The 17,675-nt window shown below is 43.0% G+C and carries 18 protein-coding genes, 1 tRNA gene and 1 pseudogene; 12 read left to right on the top strand and 8 right to left on the bottom strand.

Translation table 11 applies throughout. The annotated features are described in order from the left end of the window. Window positions 1-356 precede the first annotated feature (356 nt). Window positions 357-1,340, top strand: a complete 984-nt coding sequence (hemB, locus tag PI95_RS23100; RefSeq protein ID WP_039748254.1) for a porphobilinogen synthase — start codon at window positions 357-359, stop codon at window positions 1,338-1,340. 315 nt (window positions 1,341-1,655) lie between these two features. After that, window positions 1,656-1,958 carry a helix-turn-helix domain-containing protein gene (locus PI95_RS23105; RefSeq protein WP_039748252.1) on the top strand — a complete coding sequence of 101 codons (303 nt, stop codon included), beginning with the start codon at window positions 1,656-1,658 and terminating at the stop codon, window positions 1,956-1,958. Between the two features lie 221 nt (window positions 1,959-2,179). On the opposite strand, the gene PI95_RS23110 is transcribed toward PI95_RS23105, so the two are convergent. Next, window positions 2,180-2,383: a hypothetical protein gene (locus PI95_RS23110; protein ID WP_052325251.1), complete on the bottom strand. Its 204-nt coding sequence runs from the start codon at window positions 2,381-2,383 to the stop codon at window positions 2,180-2,182. A gap of 170 nt (window positions 2,384-2,553) precedes the next feature. Between PI95_RS23110 and PI95_RS23115 the strand changes: the two are divergent. The 6 genes and pseudogenes from PI95_RS23115 to PI95_RS23140 all read left to right on the top strand — a co-directional run bounded on the left by PI95_RS23115 (window position 2,554) and on the right by PI95_RS23140 (window position 7,603). Further along, window positions 2,554-2,768, top strand: a pseudogene (locus PI95_RS23115) (helix-turn-helix domain-containing protein). 137 nt (window positions 2,769-2,905) lie between these two features. Then, the gene (locus PI95_RS23120) at window positions 2,906-3,889 is read left to right on the top strand and encodes an alpha-ketoacid dehydrogenase subunit beta (RefSeq protein ID WP_039748251.1); all 984 of its coding nucleotides are present in this window, start codon (window positions 2,906-2,908) and stop codon (window positions 3,887-3,889) included. A gap of 189 nt (window positions 3,890-4,078) precedes the next feature. Next, a complete protein-coding gene (gene secD / locus PI95_RS23125) occupies window positions 4,079-5,491 on the top strand; it encodes a protein translocase subunit SecD (RefSeq protein ID WP_039748958.1) in 1,413 nt (470 codons plus the stop codon). Then, window positions 5,488-6,444: a protein translocase subunit SecF gene (gene secF, locus PI95_RS23130; RefSeq protein WP_039748250.1), complete on the top strand. Its 957-nt coding sequence runs from the start codon at window positions 5,488-5,490 to the stop codon at window positions 6,442-6,444. The genes secD and secF overlap by 4 nt, the downstream gene beginning before the upstream one ends. A 133-nt stretch (window positions 6,445-6,577) precedes the next feature. After that, entirely contained in the window at window positions 6,578-6,970 is a 393-nt protein-coding gene (locus tag PI95_RS23135) for a hypothetical protein (protein ID WP_039748249.1), read from the top strand. Window positions 6,971-7,147: 177 nt separating this feature from the next. Continuing rightward, window positions 7,148-7,603, top strand: a complete 456-nt coding sequence (locus tag PI95_RS23140; RefSeq protein ID WP_039748248.1) for a GNAT family N-acetyltransferase — start codon at window positions 7,148-7,150, stop codon at window positions 7,601-7,603. Here PI95_RS23140 and PI95_RS23145 read toward each other — a convergent pair. Both PI95_RS23145 and PI95_RS23150 read right to left on the bottom strand, forming a co-directional pair. Then, window positions 7,566-8,483, bottom strand: a complete 918-nt coding sequence (locus tag PI95_RS23145; protein WP_039748247.1) for a sensor histidine kinase — start codon at window positions 8,481-8,483, stop codon at window positions 7,566-7,568. The genes PI95_RS23140 and PI95_RS23145 overlap by 38 nt on opposite strands. Before the next feature lie 380 nt (window positions 8,484-8,863). After that, complete coding sequence (locus PI95_RS23150; protein ID WP_039748956.1) at window positions 8,864-9,454, bottom strand: L-threonylcarbamoyladenylate synthase; 591 nt, start codon at window positions 9,452-9,454, stop codon at window positions 8,864-8,866. 159 nt (window positions 9,455-9,613) lie between these two features. Here PI95_RS23150 and PI95_RS23155 point away from each other — a divergent pair, with 159 nt between their 5' ends. Beyond that, window positions 9,614-10,753 carry a hypothetical protein gene (locus tag PI95_RS23155; RefSeq protein ID WP_039748244.1) on the top strand — a complete coding sequence of 380 codons (1,140 nt, stop codon included), beginning with the start codon at window positions 9,614-9,616 and terminating at the stop codon, window positions 10,751-10,753. Window positions 10,754-10,782: 29 nt separating this feature from the next. On the opposite strand, the gene prmC is transcribed toward PI95_RS23155, so the two are convergent. The 4 genes from prmC to PI95_RS23175 form a co-directional block, all read right to left on the bottom strand. Then, complete coding sequence (gene prmC, locus PI95_RS23160; RefSeq protein ID WP_039748242.1) at window positions 10,783-11,706, bottom strand: peptide chain release factor N(5)-glutamine methyltransferase; 924 nt, start codon at window positions 11,704-11,706, stop codon at window positions 10,783-10,785. 10 nt (window positions 11,707-11,716) lie between these two features. Further along, window positions 11,717-12,547 carry a Tic22 family protein gene (locus tag PI95_RS23165; protein ID WP_039748240.1) on the bottom strand — a complete coding sequence of 277 codons (831 nt, stop codon included), beginning with the start codon at window positions 12,545-12,547 and terminating at the stop codon, window positions 11,717-11,719. A gap of 701 nt (window positions 12,548-13,248) precedes the next feature. Continuing rightward, a tRNA-Pro gene (locus tag PI95_RS23170) sits at window positions 13,249-13,322 on the bottom strand. Between the two features lie 312 nt (window positions 13,323-13,634). Further along, entirely contained in the window at window positions 13,635-14,186 is a 552-nt protein-coding gene (locus tag PI95_RS23175; RefSeq protein ID WP_039748238.1) for a GNAT family N-acetyltransferase, read from the bottom strand. A gap of 235 nt (window positions 14,187-14,421) precedes the next feature. Here PI95_RS23175 and PI95_RS23180 point away from each other — a divergent pair, with 235 nt between their 5' ends. The 3 genes from PI95_RS23180 (at window position 14,422) to PI95_RS23190 (ending at window position 16,456) form a co-directional block, all read left to right on the top strand. Beyond that, window positions 14,422-14,613 carry a hypothetical protein gene (locus PI95_RS23180; protein ID WP_163519118.1) on the top strand — a complete coding sequence of 64 codons (192 nt, stop codon included), beginning with the start codon at window positions 14,422-14,424 and terminating at the stop codon, window positions 14,611-14,613. A 20-nt stretch (window positions 14,614-14,633) separates the two neighbouring features. After that, window positions 14,634-15,353: a hypothetical protein gene (locus PI95_RS23185; protein ID WP_039748237.1), complete on the top strand. Its 720-nt coding sequence runs from the start codon at window positions 14,634-14,636 to the stop codon at window positions 15,351-15,353. A gap of 191 nt (window positions 15,354-15,544) precedes the next feature. After that, window positions 15,545-16,456, top strand: a complete 912-nt coding sequence (locus PI95_RS23190; protein ID WP_039748235.1) for an alpha/beta fold hydrolase — start codon at window positions 15,545-15,547, stop codon at window positions 16,454-16,456. A gap of 168 nt (window positions 16,457-16,624) precedes the next feature. On the opposite strand, the gene tsaD is transcribed toward PI95_RS23190, so the two are convergent. Beyond that, window positions 16,625-17,671 (bottom strand): tRNA (adenosine(37)-N6)-threonylcarbamoyltransferase complex transferase subunit TsaD, encoded by a 1,047-nt coding sequence (gene tsaD, locus PI95_RS23195; protein ID WP_039748233.1) that lies wholly within the window; start codon window positions 17,669-17,671, stop codon window positions 16,625-16,627. Between the last annotated feature and the right edge of the window lie 4 nt (window positions 17,672-17,675).

The raw sequence follows: 17,675 nt of genomic DNA on the forward strand, positions 1-17,675 counted from the left end.
ATGGAGTCATATAAAATCAGTCGAAGAGAAGTGAAAATATTTCAACATTTTCCCTTTCCCCTTTCCCCTTTCCCCCTCTTCAAAGGGCATGGGGCATGGGGCATGGGGCATGGGGCATGGGGCATGGGGTATGGGAAAAAGATTTGACTTTATTCTCACGTTCGCATTAAACAATTGCCCATTGCCCATTAAACAATTGCCCATTGCCCATTAAACAATTGCCCATTGCCCCATGCTGTTAACCTTTGATAATATTTTGACAATTTAGTTCATATGGGGGTTTACCATACTTCATGGGGTGAGGCTGCGCCAACGCGCGATCGCCTCAAAAATTAGGTAAATCTTGAAAAAACGCTATGTTTCCTCAACATCGCCCTCGCCGCTTGCGTACCCATTCTCAATTGCGTCGAATGGTACGTGAAACTGTTCTGAATACAAGTGATTTAATTTACCCTCTGTTTGCTGTACCAGGTGAGGGAATCGCGAATGAAGTCAAATCAATGCCGGGAGTTTATCAACTTTCGGTAGACAAAATTGTTGAAGAAGCCAAAGAAGTTTATGACTTAGGAATCCCCGCGATTATTTTATTTGGGATTCCCGCAGATAAAGATGTCGATGCTACGGGTGCATGGCATGATTGCGGTATTGTCCAAAAAGCTGCAACTGCTGTAAAAGAAGCAGTACCAGATTTGATTGTCATCGCTGATACTTGTCTGTGTGAGTATACCAGTCACGGTCACTGCGGTTATTTGCAAGTTGGTGATTTGACAGGAAGGGTTTTGAACGATCCGACTTTAGAATTACTCAAGAAAACAGCAGTATCGCAAGTCAAAGCCGGTGCGGACATCATCGCACCTTCGGGAATGATGGATGGATTTGTCCAAGCAATTCGCGCAGGTTTAGATGAAGCTGGATTTCAAGATACGCCGATTATGTCGTATGCTGCTAAGTATGCTTCGGCTTATTATGGTCCTTTTCGCGATGCCGCAGATTCTACACCGCAATTTGGCGACAGACGTACTTACCAAATGGACCCAGGTAACGCCAAAGAAGCGATTAAAGAAATTGAACTTGATATCGCTGAAGGTGCTGATATGCTCATGGTTAAGCCAGCTTTGGCATACATGGACATTATCTGGCGCGTGAAACAAGCTTGTAACTTACCCGTTGCTGCTTACAATGTTTCCGGTGAGTATGCGATGGTTAAAGCCGCTGCCCTCAACGGCTGGATTGACGAACAGCGCGTGGTTATGGAAACTTTAACCGGATTTAAACGCGCCGGCGCTGACTTAATTTTGACCTACCACGCCAAAGACGCGGCGCGGTGGTTAGAAAAATAATAGGGAATGGGTAATGGGTAATGGGTAATGGGTAATGGGTAATGGGTAATGGGTAATGGGGAATGGGGAGACAAAAAGACAAGGGGGACAATTTCTTTCTATTACCTATTCCCAATGCCCAATGCCCAATGCCCAATGCCCATGTTATAATTAAAAGCTTCCTACGAGATACTACAGAAGTGGAGCGTTGCTTCTTTTGCCAGACTGGTAGGCGATCGCTTATAAAGAATATAGTTAATCTTTTTTCAATTGGCATTTTCACGTCAATTGATTTAATAAACCAGTTTGAGAACTTTTTAAAGGAGATATGAGAATATGGATATGCAAGTCCTGAGAGAGCGTGCAGGACTAAGCCGTGCTGAAGTTGCCTTCAGACTTGCAATCAGTGAAACAAGTGTTCGCAACTGGGAAGCTGGGCGTACAGAACCAACAATGACACCAAAAAAATTTTTAGACGCTTTGCGCCTTTTTAAATGTACACCTGAAGAGTTAGCACAAGCAAGCGAAAAGTCAATTAATCAACGACACAAGCGCAAACCCGGAAGACCAAAACGCTTTCCAGATAATAATCAGGTAACTCAAGTGTCTGACTCACCACATCTGTTAAACAAAACTTAATATTTTATCGTAGTAAGCGTTGAAACGCTTATTTTCTAGGCACTGAAGTGCCTACTACAAAATTACAACGTCATACAAGCTTTGCAACGCCTGTATAACTTTTTGTGACAAAGCAAACTTAATGGTAGCAATTAATTGCCCCCATAGTTTTAATTCTTCGTTCGTCGTTACTTTGCCCAAATTTTTGGGCGTAAAACTGACACCAAAAATCTGAAACATCATTAGTTTTTAGCTTGCACCAACGCTTGCACCAAGCTGTGAAAATCTTTGAACGTAAAAGGTGCAACTCCTAAAATTGGCGGAATTTCGGCGTAACTGACAAATCTACTCATCCCGTCAGCCACCACCAAAATCATATATCTCCACAAACGGATTTCTTTAATTTTAGCAGCATCGATGTTGAGAAGCACCAGCCACTGCCTCAATCACGAATCTCGATATAAGGATTAATTTCGTTTGATTGCTTAATTATTGTTATCATAAAATTAGATTTAATGTTATTCAGGCGATCGCTTGACGAGCAAAACTTATCAGGCGATCGCTTTTTGTACTTAACTATTTAGATTCAAGGGTACATACCTACCTGTTGTCAAGCATGGGATTGGTGAAGTTGCGGATAAAAGAGTATGCCGCAGAAAAAGGTTGGACTTTAAAAGAAGTTTGCGATCGCTTTGGGGTAGGTTACAGTGCTATAAAGGTTTATGCACGTTCTCCTTTCCTTGGCAACAGTTGACGTTACTGCCTTACATAAGTTGGCACGGACGAATGATTGTGTTGATCGAAGATTTGTATGAGATTGTGCAAGAGTAGGAAAGGGAACACGCCGGATTAAGGGTGCTATTTGCTTGATAGGAAAGCGGTATCTTACTCAAGTAGTGCGATCGCTAACTGTATTTTTCCCAGTGGCGCGATAAGATTCTAAAACAAGAATTGTATTAAAGATTTAAATGGCAGAAACTTTATTCTTCAACGCCCTACGAGAAGCCATTGACGAAGAAATGGCACGCGACAAAAGCGTATTCGTTCTCGGTGAAGACGTAGGACATTATGGCGGGTCTTACAAAGTTACCAAAGACCTATATCAAAAATACGGTGAACTGCGAATTCTTGACACCCCCATTGCCGAAAACAGCTTTACGGGAATGGCAGTAGGCGCAGCGATGACCGGTTTAAGACCGATAATCGAAGGCATGAACATGGGCTTTTTGCTGCTAGCCTTTAACCAAATATCTAATAACGCCGGGATGCTGCGCTATACTTCCGGCGGTAACTTTAAAATACCGATGGTAATTCGCGGTCCAGGAGGCGTAGGACGGCAACTAGGGGCAGAACATTCCCAGCGATTAGAAACATACTTTCAAGCTGTTCCTGGCTTAAAAATTGTTACTTGCTCTACACCTTACAACGCGAAAGGATTGCTGAAATCAGCTATCCGCGATGATAACCCGGTATTGTTCTTTGAACACGTTCTGCTTTACAACTTGAAAGAAGACCTGCCAGAAGAAGAATATTTACTGCCACTAGATAAAGCAGAAATTGTCCGTCCTGGGAAAGATGTGACAATCATCACTTATTCACGGATGCGGTATCATGTAGCCCAAGCAGTGAAAGTTCTGGAAAAACAAGGTTATGACCCAGAAGTAATTGACTTGATATCCCTGAAACCGCTGGATATGGATACTATCGGTGAATCCGTGCGGAAAACTCATAAAGTCATTATTGTCGAAGAAGCAATGCGAACTGGTGGTATAGCCGCAGAATTAATTGCTTCAATTAACGATCGCCTGTTTGATGAATTAGATGCGCCAGTCTTGCGGCTTTCTTCCCAAGATATTCCCACACCTTACAATGGCAATTTAGAGCGCTTAACAATTGTTCAACCAGAGCAAATAGTCGAAGCCGTAGAAAAAATGGTAGCTTTGCGAGTTTGAGGAATTAGTCAAGAGTCAAGAGTCAAAAGTCAAGAGTCAAAAGAAACTAATCTTGACCATTGACTCTTGACCGTTGACTCTTGACCGTTGACCGTTGACCGTTGACCGTTGACTCTTGACTCATAACTCTTAAGTCATAACAAGGGTAAAATAGCGCTATCATAGCCTTTGTCAGTTGCGAGTTATGGTATGCAAAGACAGCGATCGCTATTAGCCTTGATTTTAGTTATGGTAATTGCCGCGATTACGGTGATTGCTACAATTCCGATTCCCTTGGGGCTGGATTTACGCGGAGGTTCACAGCTCACAATTCAGGTGAAACCAACAGCGGAGATTAAGCAAATCACCGAACGCGAACTGGAAGCTGTGAAAAGAGTAGTTGAAGGACGTATCAACGGTTTGGGTGTTTCTGAACCGGTGATTCAAACGGTGGGTTCAGACAAAATTCTTGTGCAACTACCGGGAGTTAACGATCCAGAACAAGCTGAACGAGTTCTGGGAGGTACAGCGCAGCTAGAATTTCGTCTACAAAAACCCGGTACGGAAACTCAATTGTTTGCTTTTCAAAGATCGCGAGAAGAATTGAAGGCAAAACAACAAGAATTGATCAAAACTAAAGACGCAGCGGCTATTGCGAAAAATAAAGAAGAGTTACAAAATAATAATCAAGCGATCGCTGAATTATTTGAAAGTACCAACCCGCCTTTAACTGGTAAATTTCTCAAAGATGCCTATGGCGAACCGACTCAAGGCAACAACTGGAATGTTGCCATTCGCTTTGATACTAAGGGTGGGGAATTATTTGCCCAACTGACAAAAAACCTCGCCGGTACTGGTCGCAGTATTGGTATATTTTTGGATAATGAAGCGATTAGCGCTCCTACCGTCGGTCCAGAATTTGCTGCCGCAGGTATTACCGGTGGTGCTGCGGTAATTACAGGTAGATTTACCGCTCAAGAAGCAAACGACTTAGGTGTGCAGCTACGGGGAGGCGCATTACCTGTACCAGTAGAAATCGCCGAAAGACGCACAGTCGGTGCAACTTTGGGTAAAGACAGCATTCAACGCAGTATTTATGCTGGCATCGGTGGTCTGAGTTTAGTATTAATTTTTATGGTGGTGTACTATAGACTACCAGGATTGATTGCCGACATAGCGTTAGTTATCTACTCTTTGCTAACTTGGGCTAGCTTTGCTTTGTTGGGCGTTACTCTCACACTGCCAGGAATTGCCGGATTTATTCTTAGTATTGGGATGGCGGTTGACGCTAACGTACTAATTTTTGAGCGCACGCGGGAAGAATTACAATCAGGTAAAAAGCTGTATCGTTCTGTAGAATCTGGTTTTTACCGAGCATTTTCTAGTATTTTAGATAGTAACGTGACCACATGGATTGCTTGTGCTGCTTTGTTCTGGCTGGGGTCTGGGTTAGTCAAAGGCTTTGCCCTGACTCTGGCTTTGGGTGTGGCAGTTAGTATGTTTACAGCGATTACCTGTAGTCGTACACTGATGTTTTTGGCAATTTCAATTCCTACATTGAAGAAGCCAGAACTTTACTCTCCTAACCTGCCAGCGTCGAATAAGGCAGAGGTAGCTCAATGAAACTTAGTATAAATAAATCGCGATCGCTTTGGTGGACTGTTTCTTGTGCCATCATCCTCAGTGGTATCATCTCAATGGTGATTTCCTGGCAAACTCCGGGAATTAAAGCACCCCTGCGTCCCAGTTTAGATTTTATCGGTGGTACGCGCTTGCAATTTGAACGCGATTGTACAAGACCCGGTAATTGTGACAAACCAATTGATATTGCCGCTGTTCGGGAAGTAGCCAAAGAACAGGGATTAGGCGATAGCAGCATTCAACTTGCTGGTGATAATGGCGTAACAATTCGCACAAAAGATTTGACTGTCGATCAACGCACCAAATTACAAAACGCCTTAAGCGAAAAAATCGGCGTTTTTGACCCGCAAAAAAATCAAATTGACTCCGTAGGTCCTACACTAGGGCAAGAACTATTTAGGTCTGGTTTATTAGCTCTCCTCGTTTCCTTTGTTGGCATCACCGTCTACATGAACTTCCGCTTTCAGTTAGACTATGCCATTTTTGCGATTATTGCTTTATTTCACGACATCTTGATTACAGTAGGTGCGTTCTCGATTTTGGGTTTGATATTTGGCACTGAAGTTGATAGTCTGTTCATTGTCGCCCTACTAACAATTACAGGTTTTTCAGTGAATGATACCGTAGTCATTTACGATCGCATTCGCGAAACCGTCAAAACTAATCCGAATCGACCAATTAGCGAGATTGTAGACGATGCAGTAAACCAAACCTTAGCACGGTCAATTAACACCACCTTAACCGTGTTGCTGACATTATTTGCTATCTTTTTCTTTGGCGGCGAAACTTTGCATAACTTTGCCCTAGCCTTGATTATTGGCTTTACAATGGGCGCTTATTCGAGTATTTTCATCGCCAGTACTCTTTTAGCTTGGTGGCGAGAACGCACCGGTTCATCCACACCCACAGCCACCACAGAACCAATGGATGCATAAAGGTGAAAATTAGTCAAGAGTCAAGAGTCAAGAGTCAAGAGTCAAGAGTCAAGAGTTAAAAGTCATCAGTCTCCAAAGAGTCCCCCTTGTCCCCCCATCTCCCCCTCCCCCCCTCCTCCCCTTCCCCTAGCCTATGGATCAATTTGAAAAACCGCCAATAACAGATGCATCTTTTGTTCTACAAGTAGAAAAACTACACCGATTGACAGTATATGGTAGATGGTTGTTCTGCCTATTTTTGTGGCTCACCCTTGCGCCGATTTGCTTGTGGTCTTTGCGTGAAGAAATTGTTCTGTGGCGACAATATTTTACCTGGGTAGCGGTGCGATATGGACTTTTTTATCATCCATTCTCTACCATTGGTTTAGCTTTTTGTATCGGTATGACTGTTGCTGTTTTAGTTTGGCAAAGTCGGAATATTTTAATGGGTTTACCACACCAAGAACAGCAACGTTTAGAAAAACAAGTTTGTCGGATACGCCAGCAAGGATCGAGTCATCCATTGTGGAAGTGGATTTGTCAATAAACCTTGAAGTAGAAAATTTTCAAATAATTGGAATATATACACTACAGGCGATATATAGAAAAATCTGACTTAAGGATAGCCCGTATCATGTGTTTCCAATAGATATACTACTATAGCTATCTGAAAAAAATAAAAGTTAACGATAGCAAATATATTGTAAAAATTGGATACGGTGGCATGAATAATACTCAAATTAAATTTTGCGATCGCAAGTCAGAAATTGACCTTTACCAACTTCAAGAGCTATTTAATATTGCTGCTTTCTGGGCAAAAGGGCGGAGTATAGAAGATATGGGCATAGCCATTGCTAACAGTCAGCCAGTAATTAGCGTCCGCGATAAAGAACGATTAATTGGCTTTGCTAGGGCAACTTCTGATGGTATCTATCGTGCCACAATTTGGGATGTTGTGATTCACCCAGACTATCGCGGTACTGGACTGGGAAGCAAATTAGTAGAAACTCTTTTGAGTCATCCGCACATGCACAGAGTTGAGCGCGTGTATCTGATGACAACACACCAACAGGGATTCTACAAAAAAATTGGTTTCCAGAGCAATTCCAGCACCACGATGGTGTTATACAATCAACCTAACCTTATGCCGACTCCGGAAATCCAGCTTCAGGAATCATGAGGGGGATAGAAAGTTGTAGCCTGCTATAATGCTCATTTGCTTCATCGGTGACGGGAGAAACTATTTCCAACTTTCCCCCCATCACTTCCAACAAAGTTTGATTTAGTAATAGCCTCATTCCCGGCGAAAAAAAAGCATTTTGCTTGTCAGTATCAGGCAGTTTATATTCAGATTTAATTAAATCTATTGGCTCACTAGTAGGGATAGCATTAGTTGGCACATCCAAGCAAATATGAATAAATTTACTTGTAGGTGAAGAAGCAGTTGAAATAGAAATACTACCTTCTTCCATCTGAGTAATCGAAGTATCTACTAAATTTAGCAATACTTGCCTTAGCCAGCGCGGATCTGCCAAAACATAAATTTCTGGATCGGGTGGCAAAAGTTGCAAGGTAAAATTGCGATTTGCCGCCAGCATATAAGTTAAGCTATGAACTTCCTGCAAAACTTCCGCTAAACATTGGGGTTGAATATCTAATTTGTTGTTGCCGTATTCAGTCCTGGAGACTTTGAGAATTTCATCAATTAACTTGAGTAGCTTGAGCGCACGTTCGTGAGCTTGGGCGATAAATTCTCGTTCCTCCGCCGCATCTTCACATAAATCTGACAAAATTAACTGATGTAAACCAATTAGACCATTAAGAGGCGATCGCAATTCATGGGTAGTCCGTGCTAAAAATCCCGCTTTAAACTGGCTCATTTCCCTTGCCATTTGATACGCCAGCATTAGACGCTTCATTTCTTGCTCAAGTGCTGATACATCTTGTTTCTCAAGCACTACATTCAAGCTAGAGGACGTTTGGCGTCGTGCAAATAACGCACTCAAACTCAGCCCCAATGCTATTCCCACTCCCAAATATACCCAGTTGCTCCAATCCATAAATTTGGCAATATCAAGTTATTAATTAACCATCAAGAAAAGCGAAGCAAAATTCCCAAGTTTTTAGTCCGCCAAACAAGAAGCTATAGGTAAAGATTTTTCTGTTTTGTGATTTATTTGAAATTTGAGAGAAAAATCAGCAGTTTTTATATTCAGCACCCATTTGACAAAACTGCTCTATTCCTATCACTCAGCATACTCCTTGATTCTGACTTACTTGGGGAAATTCTAACTTCCGATTGCCAAAATTTAGCCCAAAAATATTAGATAAATCAGAATTCAGGAGTCAAAATAAAATTAAGTAAAAAAATATACTAAAAAAATGTATACTGCCAAATCAGAGATTTTGGCTACTTAGTCTTAAACTTTTTATTCAAGTGTCAAAACTCTAAGTTCACTGCACCTTGACGTAAAATTTGCCAATTTGTCCCAGTCCATTTAGCAACAGTCGAAGGTACACCGATTCCTGGTATTTCTCCCTGGCATTCTGTTTCTGTTAAAGTCAGAACATCGGGAAACTGAGCCGCAATTTCTGTCATTGTCTGCAAAGCAGGTTGACCTGACACATTAGCGCTTGTAGTGGCAAGGGGACCTGTTTGCGCCAAAATAGTTTGAGCGATCGCACTGTTCGGCACTCGTATCCCAATTGTCATCGAGTCTGTAGGATTCATTCTTTTTGGCACACACCCCGACGCTGGTAACACCAATGTCAACGCTCCCGGCAAATACTTATCCATAACTGAGCGCCAAATTTTATACTCTTCATCACTACCTACAACATAAGACCACAAATCCTCTACATCTGCTGCCATCAAAATCAAAGGTTTATCTAGGCTGCGTTGCTTCGCTGCAAAAATTAATTCTGCTTTTTCTGGTAGCGCTGCGAGTGCGGGAACAGTATCTGTAGGAAAGCTCACTAAAAAGCCAGCGCGGGCACCAGCAATAAGGTCTACTAAAGAAACTTGTGTCATATTAACCCGAAGCGATCGCAATTCTGCCTTTAACACGACGAACTACATCGCAATACTATTTTTTACCTGGATACTTTATACAAACAACACAATAATTACACCCGTACAGTTATAAAATTTTGTGTAAATTATTTTCTCTTGCTAATTGGAACTTAATTTATGCTGCTATCCACTAACACTTCTAAATGTCCCTCGGTTGAGCGCTTGGTTAAGCTTTGGGCAGAGCGTTATACAGTTGACGTATCTTCTCTATCCAAAAATCCCAAGTTCTATGGAGAATTGATGAAAGCAGCTTCACCAGAAGCTCGAGGCTTAACCGCAGCTAAATTAGTGAATAATGTATTATATGGCACAAACCATCAAGCAGGGACACAGCCGAAATCTCTGTATGAATATATTCCTGACATTATTGATTCTCACTTGGGGCAGCGAATAAATCAATTTGCCTGCCAAGTGTATGAGAAAGTACTGGACATTTACCAACAGCAGTCTGGTATGGTTGTCACTCCTATAACGACACAAATGTCAACAGGAAATGTTTCTAACCAGGTTTCTCTTTCGTTATCGGCGATACCAAATATAGAAAAGCTGGCAAATGAACTACAACAATTATTACTGAAATATCAGGATCAACACGTAACGGCAAAGGATTGGCGCGTCGTTGGCTTTCTGACTACGCTATTCAATTTCAGTAACAAGTTACTTATTAATCAGTTGACATCAGTGGAGAAAGTTCTGCTGTGTCCCTACTTAAAGTTTGTTGAAGAACAAGTCGCTATCCCCTGGCAGCGAGTCTGTGCAGCTGCCGCTAAACATCAACTCGGTTCTCCAGCCTTAACTTTAGTTGAGCAAATGTTGCCTCTGGCTCCTGAGATTGGTTCAACAGTTTACTGCCGACTTTTACAATTATTTCCCGATCATCGTAGCCTAAGAGGTGGATTGAGCGATCCAGATGTAGCACACTCTTGTCTTCGGGACTTAGATATGTTCCAGGCTTACTTGTGGCTTAGTGTGCTAGAGAAAAGTATAAGACCTGTGGAACAGGAACTTGTGCCCTTATGTGTGATGGTCATGCCGAGTGTGGGAGTGAAATGGGGAATGATCGATAAATGGAAACGACTATTAGTAGATGAAATAGAAAGTCGCGTGCAGTTTGAACACGAGCTCCTTTTGCTGAATTACACTCAAGGTATGGAGCAAGCATTTTTTGAGGCGCGTAAGCGCCTGGGTGACCAAGGTGAGATGATAAAAATTCCCTCTGAGTTTGGGGAAAACTTGATTTTTCACCTCAGCTCTTAAAATCCAGGACTTACGCAACACTTTCTCACCTACTTGTATCTATTTAGCAACACTCTTGCAACGGCAAAGCGTTCAATTCCCGCTAAATCAGCATGAATTTCAACTTCATTGCAATAGCTACCTTGATTAAGCAACATTTCCCGCACCGCATCCGCTTGTCCTGCCATCATCTCAATTAACCATACGCCACCAGGTCGTAAATAAGCGGGAGAAATATCTATCAAATGGCGGATGCAATCTAAGCCGTCAGCACCCCCATCCAGAGCTAGATGTGGTTCATGGTCAACTACTTCTGGTTGTAGCGTAGATACGGTGCTGGTGGGGATATAAGGCGGATTTGACACCATGCCGCTAAACTGACCTTTGAGCAATTCTAACGGCTCCCACCAAGAACCTTGATAAAAGCGAATGCGGTCAGCCAAACCGGAATTTAAAGCGTTTGCCCTAGCGATCGCCAAAGCATCTGAACTGCAATCAACAGCATGAATCGTTGCTGTCCTAAAGACATCTGCTAATCCTAAAGCGATCGCACCACTACCAGTCCCCAAATCCGCCCAGTGACCTTGCTGTAAAAGCGGATTTGCCAAGCTTGCAGCCACAGCCAAATCAATTAAATACTCAGTTTCTGGTCTGGGAATCAAAACCGCATTCGACACCGCGATTTGAAACTGTCGCCAAGGTGTAACTCCAGCAATGTACTGCACTGGCAAGCGGTCATTTAATCGTCTCTGCCAAAGATGCTCTAAATCTTCTAAAGGTAATTTTAGAGCGATCGCATAGGAATCTTTAAAAGATTCCAAACGCAATGCCAAGCGGTCTAAACCAGCTACCTCTTGTAGTAACCAATCTACCTCAGATGATGAAACATCAGTGGCGATCGCTGCCTTGATTGCTGCATTGCGCCACTGCCAAAGTTGTAAACCAGAAACTAGATTTGGCTGCTTATCCACCATGCCGAAAGCGTTAAGGACGCTTGGGAGTAGCAGCAGGCTTATTGCCGCCACCAGCTGGAGTAGCAGGCTTATTCCCTTCTCTGGGAAGTGTCTTGATATATTCTCTCGACTCTGGGGATGGTACTAAGACAACTTGCGAGAGCCAGTTATCGTTTTTATCTTGCAAAGTTTTAATTACACCGTCTACATCTATTACCTGGATATCAGCTTTAGGATACTTTGACTTCACCTGATTCAACAAACCTTGTGCATCTTGCTTGCTTAAAAACAAAGGAATAAGTTGCTGATTGTCAGCTTTGAGTTGAATTGGTACATATCCTTGTTCTGGTGAAAACCTGACAGCAAAAACAGGCACGCTTTTAAATTGATTTACTTGCTGACCGCTTTGACGCAGTAAGTCCATTGCCCCCTTCACCTCCGTATCTACAGGTTTAAAGGCAAATAGAAGGCGGTTTGGCTGATTTTTGCTTTGTTGCAATTGCTGATAAATTACCCCTAAAGGCACTGCCGTCACTTGTAGGCTTTTGACCACTTCATCCATTTTCGGGTCTTTGCCTTTAACATTCTGTAATTCTTTAATAAACGATTGAGCCTCCTGCCGACTTAGATAAACACCAGTTACAGAACCAGTGGATTTTTGCCCGTTATTACCTTGTGGAAGAGGACGGCTTAAAGGTAAACCTTGGGAGTTAGTAATTAAATAAACCGGTACTGAATCGAGTTTCTCTTTGACTTGTTGTTCTGTCAATGCCAGCACTGGGACATTTCCCACAAATACCGTTCCCAGCAGTGTACTCCCGATTAATCCTAATGTTGCGCCCCAGCGAACCAATGATTTCATGACTTTTCCTCGCATCAATACTTTAATTAAGTCGAGACTTTGGTTGGATTGGCACAGAACCAACTTGTTTTAGTTATAGTATCGTCTTCGCCAATTGACAGCGTTGTTTTCTTAATTTCGCCTTGCTTTTCAAAGGAATAATGCTCTAGACGCATTGATTGCTGCCGTTTTCTACCTTAATTGCACAAAATCTGGAAACTCTCTAATAGATACGGGTGTAGGAGGAATCTGAAAAATTCCCCATGTAAGAAAATCTCACAAAAATTAACACCTCTATACCCCTACATCATGAATCCACATACCGTGAAAAATTAGGCTTTCTACAAGCAGCGAAAAATGTCCTCTACCTTTAAGGCGATAAATGCCATTTTATTGTCTTTTCTGAGGATAGTTGACACCATTGCCTAATGGATCGTTCCATCACTTTATTTTTTATATGTGCTTATTTTGACAACTATAAAAAAGCAACATTTACCGCCCACTTAACAGAAAACTTGATCACAATAAGCTCATATCATAGATTTCGCCAAATATTATAAGTAATTTTATTTAGGCATAACTATAAAAGTAATACGTTTTTTTCGAGAACCTTTACTCAATCTTTAGTAAAACTCTCAGGAAGTTTTTATTTTTTAATAAAAAATCATAAAAACCCTAGATTCTGCTAATAAATCTAGGGTTTTATGATTCGCATTATAAAATCGGGATGACAGGATTTGAACCTGCGGCATCCTGCTCCCAAAGCAGGCGCGCTACCAAGCTGCGCTACATCCCGGTTATATTAATCCACTTTATATAGTGGTTAAGCATGAATTTGACATAATTGCTTTGTTTAAAAGCAAAACTTTGGTAACGTTACCATATTTTTGCTTTTGCAGAGCAACTATGACATCTTATCAGATTTTCTGGTTGCTTAGTTAATTTATTTCATCGTCAAACTATTTTGCAAATAATTTGTCAAATGCAAATACAAAAATTTGTCTTTACACCGAGAAATAAGTTAAACAAACCTAGTTCTATGATAAAAATAGGCTTTTACCATCATAACTTACTTTTGGTCAGCAAGCATATTTATTTATATCAGGGATTACTGAGGATACCAAAACATGCCTTTGATACCTTCAGGATCGGCAACAAAGCCCATAGTCCGATAGAAATCGACAACATGAGGGTCAGCGAAGAGAGTGACATTGCTAATCTCTTCACTTCGGAGTTTTTTGAGTACGTACTTCATCAGTGCTTTACCCAGTCCTTTAGCTTGAAAGTCCGGGTGAACTACCACATCCCAAATAGTGGCATTAAAAGCGTGGTCTGAGGTAGCACGGGCAAAACCAATCAGCCGTCGTTGGGTTCCTCGTACTTGCCACATTGTGGCTACGAGAAAACTATGCTCGATCGCTTTTTTCACTTTTCTCAAAGGACGACGCGACCAACCGACGGCATCACAGAGTTCTTCTAGCTCATACAAGTCAATATCTCGCTCTGTACTAAAAACGATGCGAGTCTCCTTCGGAGGAGCATCGCCAACGCCATTGGAGCTAGAATTGCCTACAACTTCCGCGCTCATCTCTTCAAACGAGTTTGTCCTAGATGACGCTACAGTTTCGGGAGTACTAAACCAAGTTTTCCAAAAACCCATGCCAACGTGGTTCGGGTAGTATAACTGAATTGGTTTCCATTGAAACAGTGTTGACCCACGGAATGAATCTCGCTACCCATTTGCAACCCCTCACACTGAAAATTTTTCTAGTGTTTTTGGGATTTTCAATTGGTTTAGCCAGTCAGGGCGTGTTTCACACCAATCATTTTCAACTTTAGCATTTTGTTGTAGAGCCTAGGAGAAATTAACCAAAACCGAAGGATATGAGAGTCAATTGGTAATTGGGCATTGGGCATTGGGCATTGGGAAAAAAGAATTATTTGCCAAGTCCAGTGCCAGTCGCCTCAACGGAGGGAACCTCCGCACGGCGCTGGCTCCCCTTGTCCCCCTGTCCCCTGCTCCCCCTGCTCCCCCTGCTCCCCCATCCCCCTATCCCCCAGTCCAAGCGTCCCTTGGCGACGAATAAGAGCGAGTCTTAACCCCAAAATGGCTTCTGGTTTAAAATCTTCGACCCTGGAACTTTTAAAACGCTTTAACCGAGCGTTTCCCCAGTTTTATGAGCAATTTGTTAGCAGTGAGATTCAACTGCAAAATTTGCGGCTAGCCTACCGTCTTTATAAAACCAGACGCGCGGTTATTGAGTTGAAACCGGAAGGTAGCAAAAGTGCCCTGCATTTTGCCTACCGCAACCAATCTTTTCTCCTCAGTGATATTTTTGGTGTGCTGGCAGCTTATGGGCTGACTATCCACGGTTTAAGTCTATACGGTCAGATCCGACCGCCGATGTTGGTTTTTATGAAACTGTTGGTGTCTCGTGGCAGTAAAGCTTTGACCGAGAAAACCGCCGAAAACGTCTGCCGTGCTGTTCGCGAGGCTTTAGGAGGTCGGTTTGAGGTAGAAGAAATGCTAGCAGTAGAATTCAACCTTGATGCCGGCTTAGAACAAGTACAAACCGAATTCTATGTCGATCCGGTCTTTCATCTCCCTGCCTTAGTTATTGAAGCTGATAACCAACCGGGATTATTCTACAAAGTGATGTACGCCATTTGGCAGGAAGACTTGCTGGTGGTAAATGCGAATTTACTGGTTTGGCGCGGACGTACACGCCTTATTCTTTACTTGTTGGGACCCAATGAAAGCCTGATTCCTGAATATCTAGGTAACAAAATTGCCGAAGGGGTGCGACAGAGGTTAATGGGAAAATGAAAAAAGTTAGGTTGTTAGTGGTTAGTAGTTAGAAGTTAGTAGTTAGGAGTTAGGAGTTAGGAGTTAGTTGTTGGGAGTTAGTTGGAGCGTTGGAGTGTTGACGGTTAACCACGCTCCCACTACCCACTACCCACTATCCACGCTCCTCGCTCGTATTTAGTCGCGCCCGCCCTTAAGGGTACGATGGAATTATGGCAAGGATTGAAATATTGGGCGTTCCACACGCATACGAGCTAACGGCTCCCACGACCTACCCCCATGCTTTAGTTTTTATCCACGGTTGGCTCAATAGCCGTGGATACTGGCAACCTGTGATTTCTCACTTATCAGTTGATTTCCAGTGCCTGTCTTATGATTTGCGTGGGTTTGGTGAGTCCCAGCCTGAGGCAAAAATTGATTTTAGTCGCGAAGACACATCTAGTTTGAGCCTAACTGACAATGACCGTTGTCAAGTTGGCTATCCGTTCGATTCTGTTTATACTCCAGCTGCTTATGCTCAGGATTTAGCGCTTCTTCTGCAACAGATGAATATTACCAGTGCTTGGCTAATTGGTCATTCTTTAGGAGGCACGATCGCTCTTTGGGGTGCGGCACAAATGCTCGATCGCGTTAAGGGTGTCATCTGTATTAACGCAGGTGGTGGAATTTATCTCAAAGAAGCTTTTGAGCAATTTCGCTCAACAGGTCAGCGGCTTTTGCAAATCCGTCCGAGGTGGTTGTGCCAAGTACCTTTGATTGATTTACTGTTTACTAGAGATACTGTGGCACGTCCTTTGGATCGCTTTTGGGCACGTCAAAGGGTGATTGATTTTGTTGTGGCTGACCCGGAAGCTGCTCTAGGAACGCTGCTAGACTCAACAACTGAGGAAGAAATTAACCGCTTACCCCAGTTGGTATCCAAAATTAAACAACCAGTTTATTTCTTAGCTGGTGCGGAAGATAAAATTATGGAACCAAAGTATGTTCGCCATTTAGCTAGCTTTCATGCTTTATTCCAATACTCTGGTGACAATGTGATTGAAATTCCTGATTGCGGACACTTGGCTATGTTAGAGCAGCCAAATGCGGTTGCCAATCACATTCGGTCAATAGTTAGGAGTTAGGAGTCAGGAGGGGGACAAGGGGGACAAGGGGGAGGGGGGGAGGGGGAGACAGGGAGACAAGGAGAGGGGGGGATGGGGGAGATAGGAAAAGCAGATTTCTCCTTGTCGCCTTGTCCCCCTGTCCTCTTGTCCCCCTTGTCCCCCTGTCCCCCTTGTCCCCTTTCCTCTTTACCCGATTTGATATAAATCCATGACTTGGGTAAGCGACAGTCTTGATTGAACGCTTAGGGTAAGTGGCGAAATATGACCAAGGGCTAGATGCTCTGAGGCTGTACAGCCTATCATGGCGGCGTTATCGGTGCAATATTTCATTGGGGGAAATAACACGCGCAGGTTACGCTCACAGGCGGTTGCTTGTAAATGTTTCCTCAAACCGCTGTTGGCGGCTACCCCTCCACCGACGGCGATAATTTTCAGATCGTAGTCAAGGGCACAGGCGATCGCTCTTTTGGTAAGCGATCGCGCTACGGTTTCTTGAAAACTCGCCGCAATATCGGCTACAGGTACTTGCTCGCCATTTTTCTCGAATTGTTGCACTAGTCGCTGTACTGCCGTTTTTAATCCGCTAAAACTCGAATCATAGCGATGATACCCCCCACCCGGTAAGGAAACTTTTCCTTCTGGCAAAACAAAGGCTTGCGGATTGCCTGACTGCGCCAGTTTATCAATCATCGGTCCACCGGGATAGCCCAACTTTAACAACCGCGCTACTTTATCAAAAGCTTCACCTGCCGCATCATCGCGAGTTTGTCCTAGAGTTTCGTATCTACCACAATCTTTGACATAAATCAAGCTTGTGTGTCCGCCGGAAACCAGTAAGCTAAGAAAAGGAGGCTTGATAGTTGGCTCGCTTAGGTAAGTCGCGTAAATATGACCTTCAAGGTGGTGAACTCCTAAAAATGGCTTATTGTGTATTATTGCCAGGGTTTTGGCGGCAGTTAACCCCACTAAGAGCGCTCCCACGAGTCCGGGGGCACAAGTTGCGGCAATGCCGTCGATTTTTTCCCAATCTAGTTTTGCTTGTTCGAGGGCTTGAGCGATCGCCTGATTTATCGTTTCTAGATGCTGGCGGGATGCCACTTCTGGTACTACCCCGCCATACTGCTGATGAACCGGAATTTGCGAGGCAACAATACTACTACAAACTTGACGATTGTTTACAATTGCTACGGCAGTTTCATCGCAGCTGGTTTCTATAGCTAAAACGGTTGCCATGACA

It is taken from the genome of Hassallia byssoidea VB512170, assembly GCF_000817785.2.
Lineage (GTDB): Bacteria > Cyanobacteriota > Cyanobacteriia > Cyanobacteriales > Nostocaceae > Hassallia > Hassallia carrinoi.